At 66.8% G+C, this 21,622-nt stretch carries 16 protein-coding genes and 1 pseudogene; 4 read left to right on the top strand and 13 right to left on the bottom strand.

Annotated features, from left to right (window positions below):
* Positions 1 to 27 precede the first annotated feature (27 nt).
* On the top strand, positions 28 to 2,445 hold the full coding sequence (locus ACFJIT_RS06940) for a YbcC family protein (protein ID WP_379655394.1): 2,418 nt from the start codon (positions 28 to 30) through the stop codon (positions 2,443 to 2,445).
* A gap of 80 nt (positions 2,446 to 2,525) precedes the next feature.
* Here the strand turns inward: ACFJIT_RS06940 and ACFJIT_RS06935 are convergent, their stop codons facing one another.
* Positions 2,526 to 3,479, bottom strand: coding sequence for an aromatic alcohol reductase (locus tag ACFJIT_RS06935; protein WP_379655393.1), 954 nt, complete (start codon positions 3,477 to 3,479; stop codon positions 2,526 to 2,528).
* An 89-nt stretch (positions 3,480 to 3,568) separates the two neighbouring features.
* Here ACFJIT_RS06935 and ACFJIT_RS06930 point away from each other — a divergent pair, with 89 nt between their 5' ends.
* Positions 3,569 to 3,982: a winged helix-turn-helix transcriptional regulator gene (locus tag ACFJIT_RS06930; RefSeq protein WP_379655392.1), complete on the top strand. Its 414-nt coding sequence runs from the start codon at positions 3,569 to 3,571 to the stop codon at positions 3,980 to 3,982.
* Between the two features lie 193 nt (positions 3,983 to 4,175).
* On the opposite strand, the gene guaA is transcribed toward ACFJIT_RS06930, so the two are convergent.
* From guaA to folD, 3 genes are all read right to left on the bottom strand, one after another.
* Positions 4,176 to 5,741: a glutamine-hydrolyzing GMP synthase gene (gene guaA, locus ACFJIT_RS06925; protein ID WP_130561684.1), complete on the bottom strand. Its 1,566-nt coding sequence runs from the start codon at positions 5,739 to 5,741 to the stop codon at positions 4,176 to 4,178.
* A gap of 100 nt (positions 5,742 to 5,841) precedes the next feature.
* Entirely contained in the window at positions 5,842 to 7,299 is a 1,458-nt protein-coding gene (guaB, locus tag ACFJIT_RS06920; protein WP_130561683.1) for an IMP dehydrogenase, read from the bottom strand.
* Positions 7,300 to 7,457: 158 nt separating this feature from the next.
* A complete protein-coding gene (folD, locus tag ACFJIT_RS06915) occupies positions 7,458 to 8,405 on the bottom strand; it encodes a bifunctional methylenetetrahydrofolate dehydrogenase/methenyltetrahydrofolate cyclohydrolase FolD (RefSeq protein ID WP_379655391.1) in 948 nt (315 codons plus the stop codon).
* On the opposite strand from folD, the gene ACFJIT_RS06910 reads away from it, so the two are divergent.
* Positions 8,404 to 8,700 (top strand): DUF1244 domain-containing protein, encoded by a 297-nt coding sequence (locus tag ACFJIT_RS06910; RefSeq protein ID WP_130533134.1) that lies wholly within the window; start codon positions 8,404 to 8,406, stop codon positions 8,698 to 8,700. The genes folD and ACFJIT_RS06910 overlap by 2 nt on opposite strands.
* Before the next feature lie 58 nt (positions 8,701 to 8,758).
* Here ACFJIT_RS06910 and ACFJIT_RS06905 read toward each other — a convergent pair whose 3' ends face one another.
* Positions 8,759 to 9,640 (bottom strand): LytTR family DNA-binding domain-containing protein, encoded by an 882-nt coding sequence (locus ACFJIT_RS06905; RefSeq protein ID WP_337052587.1) that lies wholly within the window; start codon positions 9,638 to 9,640, stop codon positions 8,759 to 8,761.
* A gap of 184 nt (positions 9,641 to 9,824) precedes the next feature.
* Between ACFJIT_RS06905 and ACFJIT_RS06900 the strand changes: the two genes are divergently transcribed.
* Entirely contained in the window at positions 9,825 to 11,405 is a 1,581-nt protein-coding gene (locus ACFJIT_RS06900) for a glycosyltransferase family 39 protein (RefSeq protein ID WP_337052588.1), read from the top strand.
* A gap of 23 nt (positions 11,406 to 11,428) precedes the next feature.
* Here the strand turns inward: ACFJIT_RS06900 and ACFJIT_RS06895 are convergent.
* From ACFJIT_RS06895 to ACFJIT_RS06860, 8 genes and pseudogenes are all read right to left on the bottom strand, one after another.
* Positions 11,429 to 12,460: pseudogene (locus tag ACFJIT_RS06895) on the bottom strand (DHHA1 domain-containing protein); the annotation flags it as partial.
* A gap of 814 nt (positions 12,461 to 13,274) precedes the next feature.
* Positions 13,275 to 14,033, bottom strand: coding sequence for an SseB family protein (locus ACFJIT_RS06890; protein WP_130522582.1), 759 nt, complete (start codon positions 14,031 to 14,033; stop codon positions 13,275 to 13,277).
* A 127-nt stretch (positions 14,034 to 14,160) separates the two neighbouring features.
* The gene (locus ACFJIT_RS06885; RefSeq protein WP_234852496.1) at positions 14,161 to 14,562 is read right to left on the bottom strand and encodes a copper-binding protein; all 402 of its coding nucleotides are present in this window, start codon (positions 14,560 to 14,562) and stop codon (positions 14,161 to 14,163) included.
* A 79-nt stretch (positions 14,563 to 14,641) separates the two neighbouring features.
* Positions 14,642 to 15,007, bottom strand: a complete 366-nt coding sequence (locus tag ACFJIT_RS06880) for a hypothetical protein (protein WP_130522583.1) — start codon at positions 15,005 to 15,007, stop codon at positions 14,642 to 14,644.
* Between the two features lie 67 nt (positions 15,008 to 15,074).
* On the bottom strand, positions 15,075 to 18,251 hold the full coding sequence (locus ACFJIT_RS06875; RefSeq protein ID WP_130522584.1) for an efflux RND transporter permease subunit: 3,177 nt from the start codon (positions 18,249 to 18,251) through the stop codon (positions 15,075 to 15,077).
* Positions 18,248 to 19,795 carry an efflux RND transporter periplasmic adaptor subunit gene (locus ACFJIT_RS06870; protein WP_130522585.1) on the bottom strand — a complete coding sequence of 516 codons (1,548 nt, stop codon included), beginning with the start codon at positions 19,793 to 19,795 and terminating at the stop codon, positions 18,248 to 18,250. Before ACFJIT_RS06870 ends, ACFJIT_RS06875 begins: the two co-directional genes overlap by 4 nt.
* Complete coding sequence (locus ACFJIT_RS06865) at positions 19,792 to 21,015, bottom strand: TolC family protein (protein WP_234852498.1); 1,224 nt, start codon at positions 21,013 to 21,015, stop codon at positions 19,792 to 19,794. Before ACFJIT_RS06865 ends, ACFJIT_RS06870 begins: the two co-directional genes overlap by 4 nt.
* 144 nt (positions 21,016 to 21,159) lie before the next feature.
* Positions 21,160 to 21,546 (bottom strand): hypothetical protein, encoded by a 387-nt coding sequence (locus tag ACFJIT_RS06860; RefSeq protein WP_130522587.1) that lies wholly within the window; start codon positions 21,544 to 21,546, stop codon positions 21,160 to 21,162.
* Positions 21,547 to 21,622 lie beyond the last annotated feature (76 nt).

Below are 21,622 nucleotides of genomic sequence, written 5' to 3'. Positions count from 1 at the left end.
ACAAGCGACAGGACACTCCTCATGCCGATGACCTCGACCGAATCGCCGCGCCTGTCCCATGACGGGATCATCGATGCGGCGCATCGCGCGGCGCGCGCGATCCCCCCGCTCTGGCCGCTGGCCTCGAGCGTTGCGGTCAATCCCTTCCTCGGCCAGACGGGCGAGCCGCTGGCGACCGCGGCCGCGCGCCTGCGGCGTACAGCCGGCATCGCATTGACCATGCCGCGGGCCTGGTATGCGCAGCGCTGGCACGCCGGCGAGATCGCCGAAGCGGACCTGCAGGCGGCCTTGCAGCGCGCTCCGGCAGCGCCGCGCCCACCTAGCCTGTCCACCCTCAAGCACGCGATGCAGGGCGCGCGCGGCGCACCGCAGGCGATCCCGACCGTAGCCGATCTGGCCCGCCAGCTCGCGGCGATCGACTGGCCGGGCATCGTCAACGAGCGCATCGGGCACTGGGCATCGAGTTACTTCGATCAGGGCCAGGCGCTTTGGAGCGCCGGGCCATCCGGCGGCGCCTACGCCGCGTGGCGCGTCGTCGCGACCCACGACCTGACTCCGGAGGTCGCCGGCCTGACGGGGTTCGCGCGGCACGTGGCGCAGATGCCCGTCAGTGCCGACGACGCGATCGTCGAAGGCGCTGTCAGCCTCGGGCTCTCCCAGGACGCGCTGGAGAGCTACTTCCACCGGCTGCTGAGCACGCTCGGCGGCTGGGGTCAGCTGGCCCGGTATCGGCTGTGGCAAGCGGAGTTGAACGGCGGCCACGATGCGTCCGTCATCGACCTGCTCGCCATCCGCATGGCCTGGGACGTGGCGCTGCTGCGCAAGTTCGGTGCAGCGCTGGCGTCCCGGTGGCAGATGGCCCTCTGCGCTTACGCCGCGCCGGTGTCCGCGACGTCGGGGGACCTCGTCGACAGCCTCCTGCAGGAGGCGGCCGAATGCGCGGCGCAGCGGCGGCTCGGCGCCGTGCTTGCGGACGCATCCCCGCCGCGTTCGCACGCTGGTCGCCCGCAGCTGCAGATGGCCTTCTGCATCGACGTGCGCTCGGAAGTGTTCCGCCGTGCGCTGGAAAGCCTGGATCCCGGCATCCAGACGCTCGGGTTCGCCGGCTTCTTCGGGCTGGGCATCGGCCATCGGCGTTTCGCCTCGGATGTAGTCGAGGCGCGGCTGCCTGTGCTGTTGGCGCCGGCTGTCTTCACCCGCTCCGGGGAGGCCACACCTGCGCTGGCCGCTGCGGACCTGCGCGCTCGCATCAAGGCGCGGACCAAGCGTGCCTGGGGCCGCTTCAAGCTGGCCGCGATTTCCTCCTTCGCCTTCGTCGAGGCCACGGGCCCTGTCTACGTCGCCAAGCTGCTGCGCGACGGGCTGGCGCTGACGCGGCATCGCGCGCCGAACGACCCCGCACCGCATCCGGCCAGCAGCCTCGACCTTGAGACACGGCTGACCATGGCCACGCGCGTGCTCAAGGCCATGTCGCTCACCACCGGCTTCGCCAGGCTCGTCGTGCTCGCCGGCCATGGCGCCAACGTGGTCAACAATCCGCATGCCAGCGCCCTGCACTGCGGCGCCTGCGGCGGCTACTCGGGTGAGACGAACGCGCGGCTGCTGGCCTCGCTGCTCAACGATCCCGAGGTGCGCGCCGGGCTTGCCGAGCGCGGCATCGCGATCCCCGCCGACACGCTGTTCCTGGCCGCGCTGCACGACACCACCACCGATGCGGTCCAGCTCTACGCCGCCGATCATCCCTCGCCCGAGCATGCTGCCGATCTCGAACAGGCGGCGCGTTGGCTGCAGTCCGCCGGCGCGCTGGCGCGAGGCGCACGCGCCCTGCGCCTGCCCCGCGCCCAGCGCAGCCAGGACATCGCCCAGCGTGCCCGCGACTGGGCCGAGCTTCGCCCGGAATGGGCGCTGGCCGGCTGCCAGGCCTTCATTGCCGCTCCGCGGTCACGCACCGCGGGGCGCGATCTGGCGGGCAAGGTCTTCCTGCACGACTACGACTGGCGGCGCGACGAAGGCTTCGGTGTGCTGGAGCTGATCCTGACCGCCCCGGTCGTGGTCGCCAGCTGGATCAGCCTGCAGTACTACGGATCGACCGTCGCACCGGAGGTCTTCGGCGCGGGCAACAAGCTGCTGCACAACGTCACCGGCGGCATCGGCGTGGTCGAAGGCAACGGCGGCCTGCTGCGCGGCGGCCTGCCCTGGCAGTCGATACACGATGGCGAACGGCTCATCCACGAACCGCTGCGCCTGTCCGTCCTGATCGAGGCCCCGCCCGAGGCCATCGCCAACGTGCTGGAGCGTCATCCGCAGATCCGCGCACTGTTCGACAACCGCTGGCTGCATCTGTTCTCGATGGATGATCAGGGCCGCATGGCCAGGCGCTATGCTGGCGCGCTGCGCTGGGAGGCGGGCTTCGGCGACAGACATCCCGCGTCGGTGCCCGCCTGAGTGCCCGCCAGGCGGTCATGGCGGCCGAGGGGATCGTCCTGGAGAGCGAGCGGCCGAGACTTGGCTCGCTGAGAACACGTCTATCTGCTGCCACCAGGCACAAGGTTTTCCTGGATCCAGGAGGCCACGTCGGTGACTGGGATGCCGTGGCGATCGTTGAACGTTCCACGCTTGTCCCATGCCACGCCCCGCCCCTGAGCGAAGGCCGCTCGATACTTGCGCATCATGTCGTGCGGGTCGCGCGCCAGTTCGTCCAACAACTGCTGCTCTGTCCACTCCGAGCGACGGAATGGTCGGCCCAGGCCCGCCTGCAGTTTGTCGGCGACCTCTCCGTAGGTCACGGTGTCGCCGGCCAGATACACGATCTCGTTCCGGATGCGGGGCCGGGCGAAGACGATCTCGGCAGTCAGCACCCCGATGTCGTCGGGCGTCGTCAGCGTCACGGCGGTGTCGAGGCTGCCCAGTGCACGGACGGCGTCGTGCTGCAGGTCGACCACGCCGAACTCCGGTTCGAACAGGTAGCTCATGAACATGCCGGTCGAGATGATCACCCACTCGGTCCGATCCTGGCCGCGCAGCAGTTCGCGCACGTCCAGCTGCGCATCGAAGATGTCCTGCGGACTGCCGCGGCCGATCACGTCGAAATCGACGCCGAACTGCCAAGGGAAGTATCTTGGGATGCGCGCCTGCAATGCGGCGCGCGCCAGCTTCATCGGGGTGTCGATCCCCGCCGCATAGCCTGCGCAGCCGATGACCGTGTCGTATCGCGCGAACAACGCTGCCAGTTCGTCGATGGTGCTCTTCACCAGGTCGCCTGCCACGATCTCGATTCCAAGGTCCTGGATCTCGGCGATGTCCCGCCGCTTGGCTGGCGCACTCGACTCGATGGCGCTTGTACGCAGCAGAACACTGATTCTCGCGCCATCGACCTGCCTGGCCCGGCGCGCGAGATTGCGCAGCACCGGCAGGCCGAGTTCACCGGCGCCGAGCACGAGGATGTTCTGCGACGTCGCGTTGGGATCTGTCTGGTTCATCGGGTAGCCCATCGGAAGGAATCGCGGCACTCTAGCGACGAGCAGATGCAGGCATAAGAAGGCACAGACGTGATACCGAGAGGATCGTTGTGAATCGTGAAGACATTCTTCAGTACGCGCAGGCCGTGTGCGATGGCCTGCGCGATGATGACGACGGCCTGCGGCGTGAGGTGCTCGCGCACGCCGGAAGCCGTTGGTCCCTCGGCATCGTGCATACCCTCGGCGTGTACGGCAGGTTGCGCCACGCGGAGATCGGCAGGCGCATGCATGGAGTGACGCAACGCATGCTGACCTTGACGTTGCGGCAGCTCGAGCGCGACGGGCTGGTGCTTCGTCACGACTTCGAAGAGGTGCCTCCCAGAGTCGAGTACGAATTGTCCGAAACAGGCATGGAGCTGCTTGTTCGCATGGTCCCGCTGTGGACGTGGATCGTCGAGAACGCGGACCGCTTCCGCGAGGCAAGACGGGATTTCGACCTGAGGCACCGTGATGCGGCTCCCTGACCGGCGACGGCTTCGGGGCGACCAAGCTCGCCGAGACGAGCCTGCCTGGACAAGGCGACCTCGAACCCATGCGCTGCAACGCCATGCCCGGAGATCGCTGCTCCGCAAGGCATCGCCTCTCGATCAGGCAGGAGATCGTGGGATCACGTCGTTGTCTTGACGCCTTGCGTGGGCATCAGGAAAGGGCGTGTCCTCACTCCCACTCGATCGTCGCCGGCGGCTTGCCGGAGATGTCGTAGACCACGCGCGAGACGCCGCGCAGCTCGTTGATGATGCGGTTGCTGACGGTGCCGAGGAAGTCGTACGGCAGGTGCGCCCAGTGGGCGGTCATGAAGTCGATGGTCTCCACCGCGCGCAAGGCGATCACCCATTCGTAGGCGCGGGCGTCGCCGACCACGCCGACCGATTTCACCGGCAGGAACACGGCGAAGGCCTGGCTGGTCCTGTCGTACAGGTCGGCCTTGCGCAGCTCGTCGATGAAGATGGCATCGGCCTTGGCCAGCAGTTCGGCGTACTCGGGCTTGACCTCGCCAAGGATGCGCACGCCCAGGCCGGGGCCGGGGAACGGATGGCGGTAGACCATGGTGCGCGGCAGGCCGAGCTCGACGCCCAGTCGGCGCACCTCGTCCTTGAACAGCTCGCGCAGCGGTTCGACCAGGCCCAGCTTCATGTGCTCGGGCAGCCCGCCGACGTTGTGGTGGCTCTTGATGACATGGGCCTTGCCGGTCTTGCTGCCGGCCGATTCGATCACGTCCGGGTAGATGGTGCCCTGGGCCAGCCACTTGGCGTTGCTGAGCTTGTTGGACTCCTCGTCGAAGATCTCAACGAACAGGTTGCCGATGATCTTGCGCTTGGCTTCCGGATCGCTGACGCCTTCCAGCGCCTTGAAGTAGCGCTGCGCGGCGTTGACCCGGACCACCTTGACGCCCATGTGCTCGGCGAACATCGCCATCACCTGGTCGCCTTCCTGCCAGCGCAGCAGGCCGGTGTCGACGAATACGCAGGTCAGCTTGTCGCCGATCGCCTTGTGCAGCAGCGCGGCGACCACCGACGAATCCACGCCGCCGGACAGGCCCAGGATCACCTCGTCCTCGCCGACCCGGGCGCGCACGCGGGCGATCTGGTCCTCGATGATGTTGGCCGCGGTCCACAGGGTCTGGCAGCCGCAGATGTCGACCACGAAGCGGCGCAGCAGGGTCTGGCCCTGCAGGGTGTGGGTGACCTCCGGATGGAACTGCACGCCGTACCAGCGCTTGTCCTCGTTGGCCATGGCGGCCACGGGGATGCGGTCGGTGGTGGCGGTGATGGTGAAGCCCGGCGGCGCGACCGACACATGGTCGCCATGGCTCATCCAGACATTCAGTCGCGGCTCCCCGCCGTGGTCGCTCAGGCCCTTGAACAGCGCATCGGCGTGGATCACGTTGACTTCGGCATGGCCGAACTCGCGCTGATCGGCCGCTTCGGTCGCCCCGCCCAGCTGCGCCGCCAGGGTCTGCATGCCATAGCAGATGCCGAAGATCGGCAGGCCCGAATCGAACACTTCCTGCGGCGCGGCCGGCGCGCCCGGCAGCGTGGTCGATTCCGGACCACCGGAGAGGATGATGCCCTTGGGCTGGAACGCGGCGATCTCGGCCGGGTCGTGATCCCAGGCCCAGATCTCGCAGTACACGCCGATCTCACGGATGCGGCGGGCGATCAGCTGGGTGTACTGCGCGCCGAAATCGAGGATCAGGATCTTGTCGGTGTGGATGTTGGTCATCGGGGCCGGGAATCGGGAATGGAGAATCGGGAATGGGTAAAGCGGTGAAGGCGCTGGTTCATCGATTCCCGACTCCCGATTCCCCATTCCCGGGCAAGCATCAGCCTGCGCGGTAGTTCGGCGGTTCCTTGGTGATCTGCACGTCGTGGACGTGGCTCTCGCGCTGGCCGGCGCCGGTGATGTGCACGAACTGCGGCTTGGTGCGCATCTCCTCGATGGTCGCGCAGCCCACGTAGCCCATCGTGGCGCGCAGGCCGCCGATCAGCTGGTGGATGATCGCGCTCAGCGGGCCGCGGTACGGCACGCGGCCTTCGATGCCTTCGGGCACCAGCTTGTCGGCGTCGGAGGCGTCCTGGAAGTAGCGGTCCTTGGAGCCCTTCTCCATCGCGCCCAGCGAGCCCATGCCGCGGTAGCTCTTGTAGCTGCGGCCCTGGAACAGCTCGACCTCGCCCGGGGCTTCCTCGGTGCCGGCGAACAGGCCACCGGCCATCACCGTGGAGGCACCGGCGGCCAGCGCCTTGCCGATGTCGCCCGAGTAGCGGATGCCGCCGTCGGCGATCAGCGGGATGCGGTCGGCCAGCGCCTCGGCGACCATGTTGACCGCGGTGATCTGGGGCACGCCCACGCCCGCCACCACGCGCGTGGTGCAGATCGAACCCGGGCCCACGCCGACCTTGACCGCATCGGCGCCGGCGTCCATCAGCGCCAGCGCGGCGTCGCCGGTGACGATGTTGCCGCCGATCACCTGCAGCTGCGGATAGGTCGTCTTGACCCAGGCCACGCGATCCAGCACGCCCTGCGAATGGCCGTGCGCGGTGTCGACGATGATCACGTCCACGCCGGCGGCGGCCAGCGCCTCGACGCGCTGCTCGGTGTCGCCGCCGACGCCGACCGCGGCGCCCACCAGCAGGCGGCTGTCGCGGTCCTTGGCGGCGTTGGGACTGTCGGACTTCTTCTGGATGTCCTTGACCGTGATCAGCCCGCGCAGGGCGAAGGCGTCGTTGACCACCAGGACCTTCTCGATGCGGTGCTTGTGAAGCAGCTCGAGCACTTCCTCGTCGCTGGCGCCTTCGCGCACGGTGATCAGGCGATCCTTCTTGGTCATGATGTGGCGGACCGGATCGTCGAGCTTCTTCTCGAAGCGCATGTCGCGGCTGGTGACGATGCCGACCAGCTGGTGGCCGTCGACCACCGGCACGCCGGAGATGTTGCGCGCGCGGGTGAGCTTGAGCACCTCGGCGATGGTGGTGTCCGGGCCGACGGTGAACGGCTCGGTGATCACGCCGGCCTCGAAGGTCTTGACCTTGGCCACTTCGGCGGCCTGGGCCTCGACGGTGAGGTTCTTGTGGATGATGCCGATGCCGCCCAGCTGGGCCATGGTCACGGCCAGACGATGCTCGGTCACCGTGTCCATGGCCGCCGACAGCAGCGGCAGCTTGAGCTTGAGGTCGCGGGTCAGGCGCGTTTCCAGGTTCACGTCCTTGGGCAGGACGGTCGAGTGCGCGGGGACCAGGGAAACGTCGTCGTACGTCAGTGCTTCAGCCAGGATGCGGAGCATCGGCTCACCTAACCGGTTCTAGGGAAGCGCGACATTTTAACGTATTGGGGCGGGGATTGGGGATTCGGGATTGGGGATTGGCCACAACAAAGCGTCCCGCTGCCGTCCGATCCCGGACGCAAACGGAATCGGCCAACGCATGCCTTTTGCCCTCGCTTTCAACCAATCCCGAATCCCGAATCCCCAATCCCCGCCGCATCAGCAGCCTCGATCGTGTTCTGCATCAGCGTGGCCACGGTCATCGGGCCCACGCCGCCGGGGACCGGGGTGATCCAGCTGGCGCGCTGGGCTGCGGCCTCGAAGCCCACATCGCCGGTGAGGCGGCCGTCCTCGAGCCGGTTGATGCCCACGTCGATCACCACCGCGCCGGGCTTGACCCACTCGCCCGGGATCAGCTGCGGCCGGCCGACCGCGACCACCAGGATGTCGGCGTTGCGCACGCTGGCTTCGAGCACATCGGCCGGGGTGAACTTGTGGCAGCAGGTCACCGTGCAACCGGCGATCAGCAGTTCCAGCGCCATCGGCCGGCCCACGTGGTTGGACACGCCGACGATGGTGGCGTTGCGCCCGCGCACCGGCTGGTCGGTGTGGCCCAGCAGGGTGACGATGCCGCGCGGGGTGCAGGGGCGCAGGCCGAATTCGCGCAGGGCCAGGTGGCCCACGTTCTCCGGGTGGAAGCCGTCCACATCCTTGCGCGGGTCGATGCGGTGGATCAGCCGGCGCGCGTCGGGAATGCCCGGCAGCGGCAGCTGTACCAGGATGCCGTGGATCTTCGGGTCGGCGTTGAGCTGGTCGATCAGGGCCAGCAGCTGGCCTTCCGTGGTGCCGGCCGGCAGATCGTAGTCGTGGGCGACGATGCCGACTTTCTCGGCCGCGCGACGCTTGTTGCGCACGTAGACCGTGCTGGCCGGGTCGCCGCCCACCAGCACCACGGCCAGGCCCGGCGCGCCCTTGCCGGCGGCCACGCGCGCGTCGACCCGCTGCTTGAGCTGGTCCAGGAGGTCCTCGGCGATGCGACGGCCGTCGAGGATGCGGGCGGGGGCGGAAGCGGTCATCGAAGGCGCGGTATAGAGTGCAGGCCCCCTATTGTCCCCGATTGGCACCATGACCGACACCACGCACCTCGAAGCGGCCGCCTTCCGCCGCCTGCTGCAGCATCTCAACGTCGAGCGGCCGGACGTGCAGAACATCGACCTGATGATCCTGGCCGGCTTTTGCCGCAACTGCCTGTCGGACTGGTACCGCGAGGCGGCCGAGGCCGCCGGCACGCCGATGACCAAGGACCAGGCCCGCGAGGCGGTCTACGGCATGCCCTTCGCCGAATGGAAGGCCAGGCACCAGCCCGAGGCCACGGCCGAGCAGCTGGCCGCGTTCGAGGCGGCACGCAAGCGACACGGCTGAGCGTGGGGCTGAAAGCCCCTCCCCTGCACGCGCAGGCGCGCAGGACCGGTGCCGCTGCTCAGCCCTCGCCCACGCCCAGCTTCTCGCGCAGCGCGGCGCGGTAGGTGCGGCTGCACGGCAGCGTGGTGCCGTCCTTCAGATGCAGGCGGGCCTCGCCCCCGTCGATGGGTTCGATCGAGGCCACCTGGGCCAGGTTGACGATGTAGCTGCGCTGGATGCGCACGAAGCGGTCCGGGTCCAGTCTGGCGGCGATCTCGGTCATCGTGCTGCGCAGCGGGTAGTCGTGGCCGCGCACGCGCAGGTTGACGTAGTTGCCCGCCGCACGGACCCATTCGACCTCATCGGTGGCGACCAGGAAGTCGCGCCCGAGCTTGCGCACCAGGAAGCGCTCGGGCCGGTCCACCGGCTCCAGCGGCTGGCCCTCGTCCGGCGGGGCCAGCAGGCTGGCCTCGCCCTGCAGCCGGCGCATGGCCAGCCGATAGAGCTCGATCAGCAGCACCCACCAGAAGTAGCCGCGCACGTCCTTGAGATACTCGTAGAACAGGCCCTTGGGCCAGTCGCCGAAGTCGTAGTGACCGCCCATCCACCAGTAGGCCAGCGTGCGCAGGGCGACCATGCCCGACACGTGCGTCACCGAGACCGCCACGCTGAACAACAGATGCCGCGGCAGCTGCCTGCGCCAGGTGTCCCAGTGGAACGGATAGCGGCGGGAGAACCAGGCGATCGGCAAGACCATCGCCAGCCACATCAGGTGACTCGAGCATTCCCAGACCACCGGCTCCCAGTCGGCGAAGTGCAGCCCGACCTTGTGGATGTCCATGATCACGGTGACGCTGCTGAAGGTCGCCCCCACCACCGCGTTGAGCACCCAGAAGCCGATCTCGAACCAGCGCTTCCACGGCAGGAAGCGTTCGTAGGCGGTCGGTGCGGGTGCAGGCATCCGGCCATTCTACGAGTCCTTCGGTCCGTGCCGCTCCCATCGCGGCGCTTGCCGCCGCGCGTGCACGGGACCCCGTCCCCGCAGACCCGCGGTTGGTCCCAAACCCGCGGGGTGTGGTCACTTTCGGCTGGTCCGGCCAGGACGCAGGGGAAACACTGAGCAACATCCCGGCCGACGCTCTGCCATGACCACGCCCTTGCCTGCTCCTCTCTCCGATCACCACCCCGATGGCTCCGCGCTGTCTGCGGCTACTCCGGTCGGTGCGCGCGACCACCGTGCCGATCTGATGCTGCTGCTCGCGCTGGCGCTGGTGCGCTTGATCGCCCATCTGTGGCTCAACGGCGCCTATGGCTTCCACCGGGACGAACTGCAGGTGCTGGACGACGCCCGGCATCTGGACTGGGGCTATGTGCCCTACCCGCCGCTGGTGCCATGGCTGGCGCGGCTGGAGCTGGCCGTGTTCGGGACCTCGCTCATCGGCTTCCGCATCGTGGCCGTGCTCGCCCAGTGCGGTGCGATGGTGCTGGCGGGACTGATCGCCGCCGAGCTCGGCGGCCGGCGCTTCGCCCAGGTCTGCGCGGCGCTGGCCACGGCGTGCATGCCGTTCGGCCTGGTCAACAGCAGCATCCTCATGTACTGCGGCCCGGACCTGCTGTGGGTGGTGGCGGCCGCGTGGCTGGTGCTGCGCCTGGCCAAGGGCGGCGATCTGCGCCTGTGGCTTGCGCTTGGCGCGGTCTTCGGCCTTGGGCTGATGACGCGCTACACCATCGTGTACTGGGCCATCGGCCTGGCCGCGGGCGTGCTGGCCGGACCGATGCGCGCGCAGCTGCGCACGCGCTGGCCCTGGCTGGGCGTGGGCGTGGCCTTCGCGATCTTCCTGCCCAACCTGGTCTGGCAGGTACGGCACGACTTCATCTACCTGGACTTCGTCGCCCACATCCATGCGCGCGATGTGGCCATCGGCCGCACGGATTTGTTCTTCCCCGAGCAGCTTTACGCCAACGCCAGCGCGCTGACCCTGCCGATCTGGCTGGCGGGACTGGGATTCCTGACGCTGGCCGGTTCGATGCGCCCTTACCGCGTGCTGGCCTGGATGTATGCGGTGCCGTTGCTGCTGTTCGCGCTCTCGCGGGGACGCGGCTACTACATGGCGCCGGGCTATCCGATGCTGCTGGCGGCCGGCTATGTGGCCATCGAGCGCTGGTGCGCCTCCATGCCGGCGGGTCGCGCGCATGGACTGCGCATCGCCGTGGCTGCCTTGCTGGCGGTCGGCCTGCCGCTGGGCGCATCGCTGCATCTGCCGATCGCGCCGATCAACTCCCCGCTCTGGCACTTCAACCGGCGCCTGCACGGCGACTATGCCGAGCAGGTGGGCTGGCAGGAACTGGCCCAGCGCGTGGCCACGGTCTACCGCGCCCTGCCCGAGGCCGAGCGGGCCAACACCGCCATCCTGGCCAACAACTATGGAGAGGCCGGCGCCATGGCCCTGTACGGCCCGGCGCTCGGCCTGCCGCCGGTGATCAGCCGGACCAACTCGGCCTGGTATCGCGGCTATGGCAACCCGCCGCCGAGCGTGATCATCGAACTGGGCAATACCGAAGAGGATCAGCGCGGCAGCGTCGCCAAATGCACCTCACACGGCGTCTTCCGCAACCGCGAGGGGGTGGCCAACGAGGAATCTGCGAACGGCTACGCGATCTTCGTCTGCCGCGACATCCCGCCGATCTGGCCGCAGATCTGGGGCGTCAAGCCGCGGTTCGGTTGAGCGGCGCGGGCGCGCGGCCTGGTTCAGGCCGGAACGCAGTGCTCGACGATCAGCTGGATCGCGTCGCCGCCGCGATAGTCGTCCGGGGCCAGGCGATAGGCGATGTGCAGCCGAGGCGGTGGCGGTTCGCGCGTGAGGCCGTTGAAGTGGATCGCGTCCAGCGGCTTGCTGCGCTGCGGGCAGCGCAGCACCAGCTTGCGATGGCGCTCGCCGATCGGCCGCCAGTCGATCACCTCGAACACGCCGTCGAACAGCGGTTCGGCGAAGCCCTGCCCCCATGGCCCACCGTCGCGCAGGGCCTCGGCGTGGGCGCGGTCGAACTCGTGCGGCAGCAGCTCGCCGTCGCTGAGCAGTTCGGCCTGCAGCAGCGCGGCATCGAGCGAGGCGGCGGCGTACGCGTGGAAGGCGGCCTCGAACGCCGGCAGCTGCGCGAGATCCAGGCTCAGGCCGGCGGCCATCGCATGACCGCCGAACTTCTGCATCAGCCCCGGATGCTGGGCATCGACCGCCGCCAGCGCATCGCGGATGTGGAAGCCGGGGATCGAGCGGGCGGACCCGCGCAGCGCGTCGCTGCCGGGCTCGGCCGGGGCGAAGGCGATCACCGGGCGGTGCACGCGATCCTTCATCTTCGAGGCGACCAGGCCGACCACGCCAGGGTGCCAGTCGGCATCGAACAGGCACACCGCGATCGGCACCTCGCCATCGAGTGCGGCGACCTTGGACAGGGCGGCCTCGGCCGCATCGGTCATCTGCTGCTGCACGCCGCGGCGTTCGGCGTTGATCGCATGCAGCACGCCGGCCATCTCGCGCGCCGGGCCGTCCTCGTCGCACAGTAGGCAGGCGATGCCCAGCGCCATGTCCTCCAGCCGGCCGGCGGCGTTCAGACGGGGCGCGACGGCGAAGCCGACATCGGCGGCGCTGAGCGTCTCGGCGCGGCGGCCGCAGACCTCGATCAGCGCCCGCAGGCCGGCGCAGCCCTGCCCCGCCCGCAGCCGGCGTAGGCCGGCGGCGACCAGCGCACGGTTGTTGGCATCCAGCGGCACCAGATCCGCTAGGGCGCGGCGCCCGTCTGGACACTTTTTCGGTAGCTGTCGAAATTTAGGCAACCTCGCCTGTGGATTCGAAACAGAGCCGAACACTTCAGATATTCCTTGGGTTGTGCACTTTTGGCCAGGGTCCATCGTGCGAGGAGATGCTAGCTAACAACTTGCACCAACCCTACCAGCCGTGTGACTCCGTCGGAAGCGGACACAAAACAGACTTCGGCGCAGCCCCCGAGGGGCTGCCGATATCCGCCTGAAAGGAGCAATAAACCCAAGGATATGCCTTTAATATCAATTAGTTACTTGATACTAGCTGCCATAGTTGCTGCCCTGATTACGTTCGCCAAGGCTCAGGTGTGAGATCAGACGCTGCGTGATACAGCGGCAGACGATAGGTCCCGAATAGCCGCCGAAGCCGGCCCCAGTCGCGCCCTAGGAAGAGCCAGCGGAAATCTTCGTCGAATTGAAACTCCGAACGGAATGGATAGGTCGGCCTGTCATTGTCCACTCCTTCCAGAAGATCGAACCCATCTAGCGCAAGCACGCTGATCGCAGGCGCATCCTTCCGCTTCCGCCTACCCTCAAAGCCACATAGCCGCTCGGTTACCCTGCCAAGGAGTTCGGCAGGCGCAGGACGCAGATCAATGATCTCCGTCGCAACTCCTCTTGCACCTGCCGCACGCGTAACTGCAGCGAGCACTGCTTTGGCGCACAAATCGTCTGGGCAAGCCAAAAACGCCGGTGTTCGGAAACTCGGAAACAACGCATGTACGAATTCCGAGGCAACCTGTTCGGCGAGAACTTCACCTTCGCGTAGCGAGGTCATTTACTGCAGCCCCTGCGGACCAAGACCTATCCGCTCGCCCATGGCGCGCACATAGAACGGTTCGAGGCTGGCATCCTTTAACCAACCCGGGAGATCACCAGGCTCAAAAGCAGTCAGGTCGACGGTGGTTCGAAGCGCTCGGCAGTGCGGCTGCAATTCCGTCGTAGTGGCACGGGCGACACGCTCGGCATCTTTCGCTGGCACAGAGACGGCAACCAACAGTCCTCGCTGTTCGGAGCCATAGGGCGCACCGATGCCAGCCAGATAAGCCGCCTCGACACAATCCAGACCCGCGTAGAGCGCAATCAACCGGTCGACTAACCAAGTAGGCCAATCGCTGGAAGCCCCTATCCAAAGCTGCTGACCGCCCGTGTCGATCCGCTCGACGATGGCCACCTCTCCATGATCGAGCAGCGCAGCGATTTCTTCGGGATACAGCGTACAACCTACCTCGTTTGGGTTGAGCATCAGTGTCGCACCCCGTGTCCATTCGAATAGTTGACGTCCGGTTAGCACCAAGACAGTCGCTGCAGACCCGGCCGCTGTTCTGGCCTGCGATTCTTCGGTGAAGAATGGCAACACGGTCAGACCTTCGGGCGTTGTGAACTGGATGAAGCGCAGACGTTCACCACGACGACCACTGCGTGGCGTGTGAGCGTAGACCGTTGCATCCAGCAGCGCACGGAAAAAGGCCGGTTCCGCCGACTTGTCGGCGAGTGCCTCATGCATCAGCCTGGCGAGTTCGTCTGCAGGAATCACGCGTGTTCGTTGGGCTCGGTTAGACTAAGGAATACTTAGTCTAACCGGATTGTATGCCTCCGCGCCCATGCCTGGAAGCAAGCCCACGCCTCGGGCGCGACCGTGCGCGCCCCTTTCCCGACGCGCACTACTTGCGCACTATTTTGGTGATGGTGCCATCCATACCGGTCGAGGTGAGCTCGAAGTTAACCTGATCGCCCTGCTTCAGGGCGGTCAGGTCCACCTCGGGCGCCTTGAAGGTCATGGTCATCGCCGGCCACTTCAGAGCATCGATTGGTCCATGAGCGATCGTGATCGTCTTCGCAGCGGTGTCGACCGCCTCGACCGTGCCGCTGGCCGACGCCATGGTAGCCGCCGATGCCATTTCCGGCATGGGCATCGATTCGTTGGAAGCTGATGCCGCCGTGGATGCTTTCGATTCTGCAGGCATTTCCGCATGATTCGTCGACGCGGGGGCATTCGCATCCCCCGAAGGCGACGAGCAGGCGGTCAGCAGTGCAAGGGTGAGTACGAGGGTGGGCATTTTCATGGGTTCTCCTTGGGCTAGATGATGAGTGCAAAAAAGGGACCACCTACGCAGCTGCCAGTGCCCAGGTGGTCATACTTCGTCAGCAAGGGCAATTGCGGTCGCCCTCTTGTGTAGCAGCGGTCCTATCCGTGGTGATGACGCGGTCGTAGCGCTTCGCGGCGCCATCCACCAGTTCAGCGGTCACACACGAGTCCTCGGTGACGGTGACGCGTGCGTGGCCGATGGTTTTGTATAGCGTGGCACCGCTGCTCTTGTAGGGGACGAAGCCGCGCTGGATCGCCAGCGACGTGCCGACATCCGGTGCCGGCGTGTGCTTGAAGCACACCTGGAGCTGATGATCGGCGATCTGGTGGACCGAGCCGACTGGGGCTCGCTCACGCGGCGCGGCCGCAGCAGCGATCGGGAGCAGCAGGCTGATGGCGAGCGATGTTAGATGCAGTTTCATGGGAACCTCCTGATAAGTCAGAGGGAGTGGCACGCCGGGCACCAAACGGGGCGCTCGCCGTGGCCGGTCATGTCGGCAACGCCGACGAAGAAAGTGAGCTGGGACGTGATTGGCGTGATCGCCGCAAGCGACGCCGCTGCAGCAACCGGTACGCGGCCGGAATCACGAGCATCGAGAGCAACGGCGCACTGAGCATGCCGCCGACCATCGGCGCAGCAATGCGCTGCATGACTTCCGAGCCGGCGCCGCTTCCGATCAGGATCGGGAACAGACCGGCCAGGATCACGGCTACGGTCATCGCCTTTGGTCGCACGCGTTGCACGGCGCCTTCGCGGATCGCGGCGTCGAGTTCCGCCTCGCCCGCGCTCGGATTCGCGGCGAGTTGGCGTTCCCACGCGTGGCGCAGGTACAGCAACATGATGATGCCGAACTCGGCGGCGACGCCGGCCAGGGCGATGAAGCCGATCAGCGTGGCGACCGATACGGCATGGCCCATGCCCCAGATCAGCCACAAGCCCCCGACCAATGCGAGTGGCAGGCTGAGCATGATGATCGCGGCCTCCGACACGCGTCGAAACACCAAGTAAATCAGGCCGAAGATGATTACCAACGTCGCGGGAACCACCACGCGCAGCCGCTCACTGGCACGTTTGAGGTACTCGTACTGGCCGGACCAACCCACGGCGTATCCGGCTGGCATCGGCACCTGCTTTGCGACCGCACGTTGCAGATCGGTCACCACCGAGCCGAGATCGCGTCCAGCCACATCCACGTAAACATAATTGCTGAGGCGAGCGTTATCGCTGCGCAACATCGGCGGGCCTTCGCTGAAGCTCAGCTCGGCGACCTGTCCCAACGTCAGCTGCACACCACTTGGCGCGAGCAAAGGCAACTGCGCGAGTGCGGCCGGCGAGTCGCGGATCGTGCGTGGATAGCGCACCACCACCGGGTAGCGTTCGCGGCCCTGGATGGTCTCCGCGACCGGTTCTCCACCCACCACCGTCGCAATCAACCGCTGCACATCGGCCTGGCTTAAGCCGTACCGGGCGGCCATATCGGGCCGCACCTTCACGTCGATGTAGCGACCACCCGCGATGCGTTCGGCCAGCGCCGAACTCACGCCGGGCACGGTGCGTGCAACCCGTTCGATGCGATCGCTCAACTGCGCCAGCACCGCAACGTCGGGCCCCGAGACCTTGATGCCGATCGGGCTCTTGATGCCGGTGGCCAGCATGTCGATGCGGTTGCGGATGGGCGGCACGAACAGGTTCGTCAGCCCCGGCACCTTGACTGCGCGGTCAAGTTCCTCGCGCAGCTTCTCGGGTGTCATCCCCGGCCGCCATTGGCTGCGCGGCTTGAAGGTGATCGTCGTCTCGAACATCTCCAGCGGTGCCGGGTCGGTGGCGGTCTCAGCCCGGCCCGCCTTGCCAAACACGTGGTCCACTTCGGGCACGGTCTTGAGCATGCGGTCAGTCTGTTGCAGCAACTGCGATGCCTTGCCAGCAGACAAGCCGGGCAATGCCGATGGCATGTATAGCAGCGTGCCTTCCTCCAGGGGCGGCATGAACTCACTGCCAAGACGTAAGAGCGGAATCAGGCTAACCAGCAGCACGACACCGGCCAGCGCCAATGTCAGTTTCGGGAAACGCAGCACTGCATCCAGCACCGGCCGATACAGCGCGATCAGGATGCGATTGAGCGGGTTGTCTTTCTCGGATCGGATATGGCCGCGGATCAGGTAGCCCATCAGTACCGGAATCAGGGTGATGGACAGGCCCGCCGCAGCGGCCATGGCATAAGTCTTGGTGTAGGCCAGCGGTGAGAACAACCGTCCTTCCTGCGCCTGCAAGGCGAACACCGGCACGAACGACAGCGTGATCACCAGCAGACTGACGAACAGCGCCGGACCGACCTCGCTGGCGGAAACCGCCATCAGCTCCCAGCGCTCGGCGCCCTCGGGTTCACGGTGGTGCTCGTCGCGGAAATGCTCGAGGTGCTTGTGCGCGTTCTCGATCATCACCACCGCGGCATCGACCATCGCGCCAATCGCGATCGCGATGCCACCGAGCGATAGCAGGTTCGCGGTGATGCCCTGCATGTGCATGACGATGAAGGCCGCGAGCACGCCCAAGGGCAAGGTGATCACCGCCACCAAGGAGGAGCGTACGTGCCACAGGAACAGCGCACACACCAGGGCGACGACAAGGAATTCCTCGCCGAGCTTGCGAGTGAGGTTGCGCACGGCTTCGAGGATCAATTCGGAGCGGTCATAGGTCGGCACGATTTCGACACCGGCCGGCAGGCTTCCCTTCAGGTCCTGCAGCTTGGCCTTGACGGCTTCGATCGCGGCCAAAGCGTTCTTGCCCGAACGCAGAATGATCACGCCGCCGGCGACTTCGCCTTCGCCATCGAGTTCGGTGATGCCGCGGCGCAAGGCCGGTCCGCGTTGCACCATCGCCACATCCTGCAGTAGCACCGGCACGCCGTCGTTGCCGGTCGTCACAGGGACGCGCTCGAAATCGGCGCGCGTACGCAGATAGCCTTCGCTGCGTACCATGAACTCGGCTTCGCCCTGCTCGATCACCGAGCCGCCAGTGGCGCCGTTGGCGGACTGAATGGCTTCGACGAGTTGGTTGATGGTGAGGCCGCGCGCCGCCAGCGCCTGCGGATTTGGCACGATTTGCCAGGCTTGGACCATGCCGCCGACGCTTGCGACTTCGGCCACGTCGGGCACGGTCTTGAGGTCGTAGCGCAGAAACCAGTCCTGTAAGGCGCGCAGCTGCCCCAGGTCGTGCTTGCCGGTGCGATCGACGAGCGCGTACTCATAGATCCAGCCAAGACCCGTGGCATCCGGCCCGATCGCCGGACTGACCTGCGCCGGCAAGCGATCACGTACCTGGCTCAGATACTCGAGCACGCGCGAGCGTGCCCAGTACAAGTCGGTCTTGTCGTCGAACAGCACGTAGACGAACGAGTCGCCGAAGAACGAGAAGCCACGCACCGCCTTGACGCCCGGCACCGACAGCATCGTTGTGGTCAAGGGATAGGTGACCTGGTCTTCGACGATGCGCGGCGTCTGCCCGGGCCATTCGGTGCGGATGATGACCTGCGTATCCGACAGGTCGGGCAAGGCATCGAGCGGCGTGTGCAATACCGACCAGATGCCGGCCGCTGCCAGCGCAATGGCAGCCACCAGCACAAATAGCCGGTTAGCGATAGAGGCGCGAATGATGCGGGCGATCATGGCTGCCGTCCCGCCGCAGGCACATCACGAATGGTGCAATCCGGGTTCGCCTCGGGCGCGAACTTGGGCACCAACTGCATGTCCATGTAGGGCGACTTGCCGGGTTTGTCGAAGTGCTTGTCCGGCACCATCGGGTCATACCAATAGGTCACTGGGCATTGCCGTGCCTTGGGTGACGCGGTGACCGCTGGTGTTGCAACGGCTGGGGGCGCCTTCTTCTTGGGCGGTACTACGGGTGGCGCCGGGCGCGCGGGCGCAGCCTGCGGCGGCATCGCCATGTCTGGCATACCGGGCATGACATCGCTCGGCATGTTCGCTTCTTCATCACCCGCACCGGCATTGAGGCGTTCGAGTGCGCCTGACAGGTTCGCTTCGGAATCGATCAGGAACTGCCCCGAGGCCACCACCTTCTCGCCACCTTTCAGCCCCGCGAGAATTTCAGTCATGCCGTCACCACTGCGACCGGTCTGCACGCGCACGGGATGGAACATGTCGTCGGCGCCGAGCACGATCACGCGAGCCTGCGCACCCGCTCCGATCAACGCGTCCGTCGGTACCAGCGGCCGTTCGATACTCGCAGTTGGCTGCAAGGTGATCTGCGCGAACATGCCCGGTGCCAGGAGACCGTCCGGGTTGTCCAGAACGATGCGGGCCCGTTGGGTGCGGCTACTCATGTCCACTTGCGGCAGCAAGGTTTCCACGCGGCCGTGGAAGGCCTCGCCTGGCAATGCGTCGACAGCCGCTTCCACCAACGTACCCGTCGCGATGCCCGCAGTGCCCGCTTGCGGAATCGACGCTTCGAGCCAGACCGTCCGGGTACCGTTGACGCGGAACAGCAGCGTGCCTATCGGCGCCGACTGCCCTTCGCGCACGCCGATTTCGCTGACGACGCCGGTCACGGGTGAGGTCAAGGTGAGTCGTCCGCGCTGCCCCGCACCACTGCCCGCGGGCAGACCCAACGCACGCAACCGTTCGTGGGCGGCGGATTGCAAACCTCGTGCGGCGGCGGAGCGAGCTCCACCTAACGCTCGCGCTTCGGCAATCGCAGTGTTCCAACTTGGCGCGATGATGCTGGCCAGGGGTTGCCCCGCGCGCACCGGCTCAAACGGGGCACGCACGTGCAAGCGCTCGACGATGGCGTCGACTCGCGCACTGACGATGCGTTCCTGACGCAGGTCCCAGCCAATGGTGCCCGGCACGCGGACGGCTGCCGTCAGTCGGCCAGGCTTGACCACCACCGTGCGGATGCCGAGGTTCTGGCGCACGCCCGGTGCAACGGCAACGCCGCCGGCCGTCGCCTCGTCGGCGTACTTCGGCACCAGTTGCATGTCCATGAAGGGCGACTTGCCAGGCTTGTCGAAGTGTTGGTCGGGCACCATCGGGTCGTACCAATAGAGCGCCTTGCGTTCGGCGGACTGCGGGCTCGAGGTGTCGGCGGCGGATGAACTCCCGTGAGTGCGCCCCCACCAGTAACCGAGGCCGACGGCGGCCACCAGCGCAAGGGAAACAGCAGCAGTGACCACGCTGCGACGAGTGGTATTCATGGCTGCATCTCCGAGGGCAACAGGAAGGCCAGCGCGGCCCAGGCACGTCCGAGTTCACCCAGGTGTTCGGCGTGCGCGAGGTGCACATCGAGTTCGTCACGTCTGGCGTTGAGCCACGGCTGCAGTTCGCCGCCGGCGCGATACGCGGCGAGCGTCGTCGCACTGCGGTCCTGCGCGAGCGGCAACAGGGAGTGCTCATGCAGGGCGACCTGGCGCTTCAGCCCTTCCCATCGAGCGAGATCCGCGCGAATGCGCGCCGCTTCCTGGCGACGCAGGTCTTCGCGGGTCGCCAACGCGGCCTGATAGTCCGCTTCCCGGGCTGCGATGCCACGATCCTGCCGGTTACGCGAGAACAGCGGCAAGCCGATGCCCACTTCGAACATGATCATGTCGCTGCGACCACCGGCACGCTGGCCATAGGACGCACCCACGCTCCAGTCCGGATGCTTGTCGGCGCGGGCGACATCGATCGCAGCTGCGGCGGTTTCGAGCTGAGCGGTGGCGGGAAGCAACGGCCCTACCCGATTCACCTCTGCCAGCAATCGGGCTTCGGATACAGGCAGCGAGTCAAAGTTCGGGGCTTGATCGGCAACCTCGACCGGCGCGTCGCCCAGCCAGCGCGCCAGCCCGGCTTGTGCCGCCAGCTTCTCGGCACGGGCGGCCTCGATGCGGTTGTCGAGTTCCAGCAGTGCGGCCTCGGTGGCGAGTGCGTCGCTCACCGGTTCGCCACCGCTCGCCACGCGTGCCTTCGACACCTTCGCCGCCAGCGCGGCTTGCTCACGCAGCTTCTGCAGCGCCGTCAATTGGCGCTGCGCGGCCCACACGGCGATCCAGGCTTCGGCCGTGGCGCGGCGCACGGCCAGCACTTCGGCGTCTGCTTGCGCCTGCGCTTCGTCGATCTGGCGCGCGGCGAAGGACTGACGCGCTGAACGCTTGGCCCGCGAGGGAATCTCTTGCCGCAGCCCGATCTTCTTCATGGTCATGTCGTCGGCGCGCGTATCGAAGGCATCGCTTCCGGTGACTGGCAGGTTGTCGATGCCGACCATCAGCATTGGATCAGGCAAGGCGCCGGCGCGGGCTGCTTCTTCTTGCGCGGCCAACACACCGGAGCGGCGGGCATCGAGCATCGGCGCACGCTCGCTGGCCAGACGGATGGCTTCCGGCAGCGTGAGCTTATGGGATGCGGCCAAAGCCGCAAATGGCGTCGCCAGCACGGCCACGCACAAGGTCCGGACCAACGCACACTTAAGTGCGGCCCAGGACCGACAACGATCAAAACGGGAGTTCATGACGCCTCCGAAACGGACATGGCCGCGCGCACGGCGCATCGGCGCCGGCGCGGATTCGCTACGTCGTTTCGGGGGCTAGATCAGAAGACTGCAGAAACGCAGCCGTGGGGGCGGATCGGATCGGGCGATCGGCACGTCAGCCTGGATGGTGACGTGGGATACAGGTTGCACGTAGACCGGCGCCAGGATGAGCGCCGGCAACGCAAGCGGTGGCACCGATAGCTTGGCGGTGTCGGTAGTAACTGTGTGATCAGGATTACAGTGCTTCTGACAAAGAAGCGGATTGTCCTTGTCGTGCTGCTGGGCCATGCCCATCTCGGCGCAAGGCTCCGCCATCGCCATGGTCTGGGCGGACATCTGCTCCATCGGGCACAGATACGCCGCCAGCGCCGCCTGCTGGAACAGCAGGCAGACGATCACCAGGACGGCGATCTGTAGGCGGTGGCGGGCGCGCCGGGTCATGGGCGGGATGGTACTCCTCTGGCGGCGAGCAAGCCGAATAGTCCATAGACGCGGTTTAGCGCGGCGAGTTCCCAAC

Source organism: Pseudoxanthomonas sp. UC19_8 (genome assembly GCF_042700505.1).
In the GTDB taxonomy this organism is placed as follows: Bacteria; Pseudomonadota; Gammaproteobacteria; order Xanthomonadales; family Xanthomonadaceae; genus Pseudoxanthomonas_A; species Pseudoxanthomonas_A winnipegensis.
The sequence above is the reverse complement of the archived record's forward strand: the minus strand, read 5'-3'. Positions and strand labels throughout refer to the sequence as shown.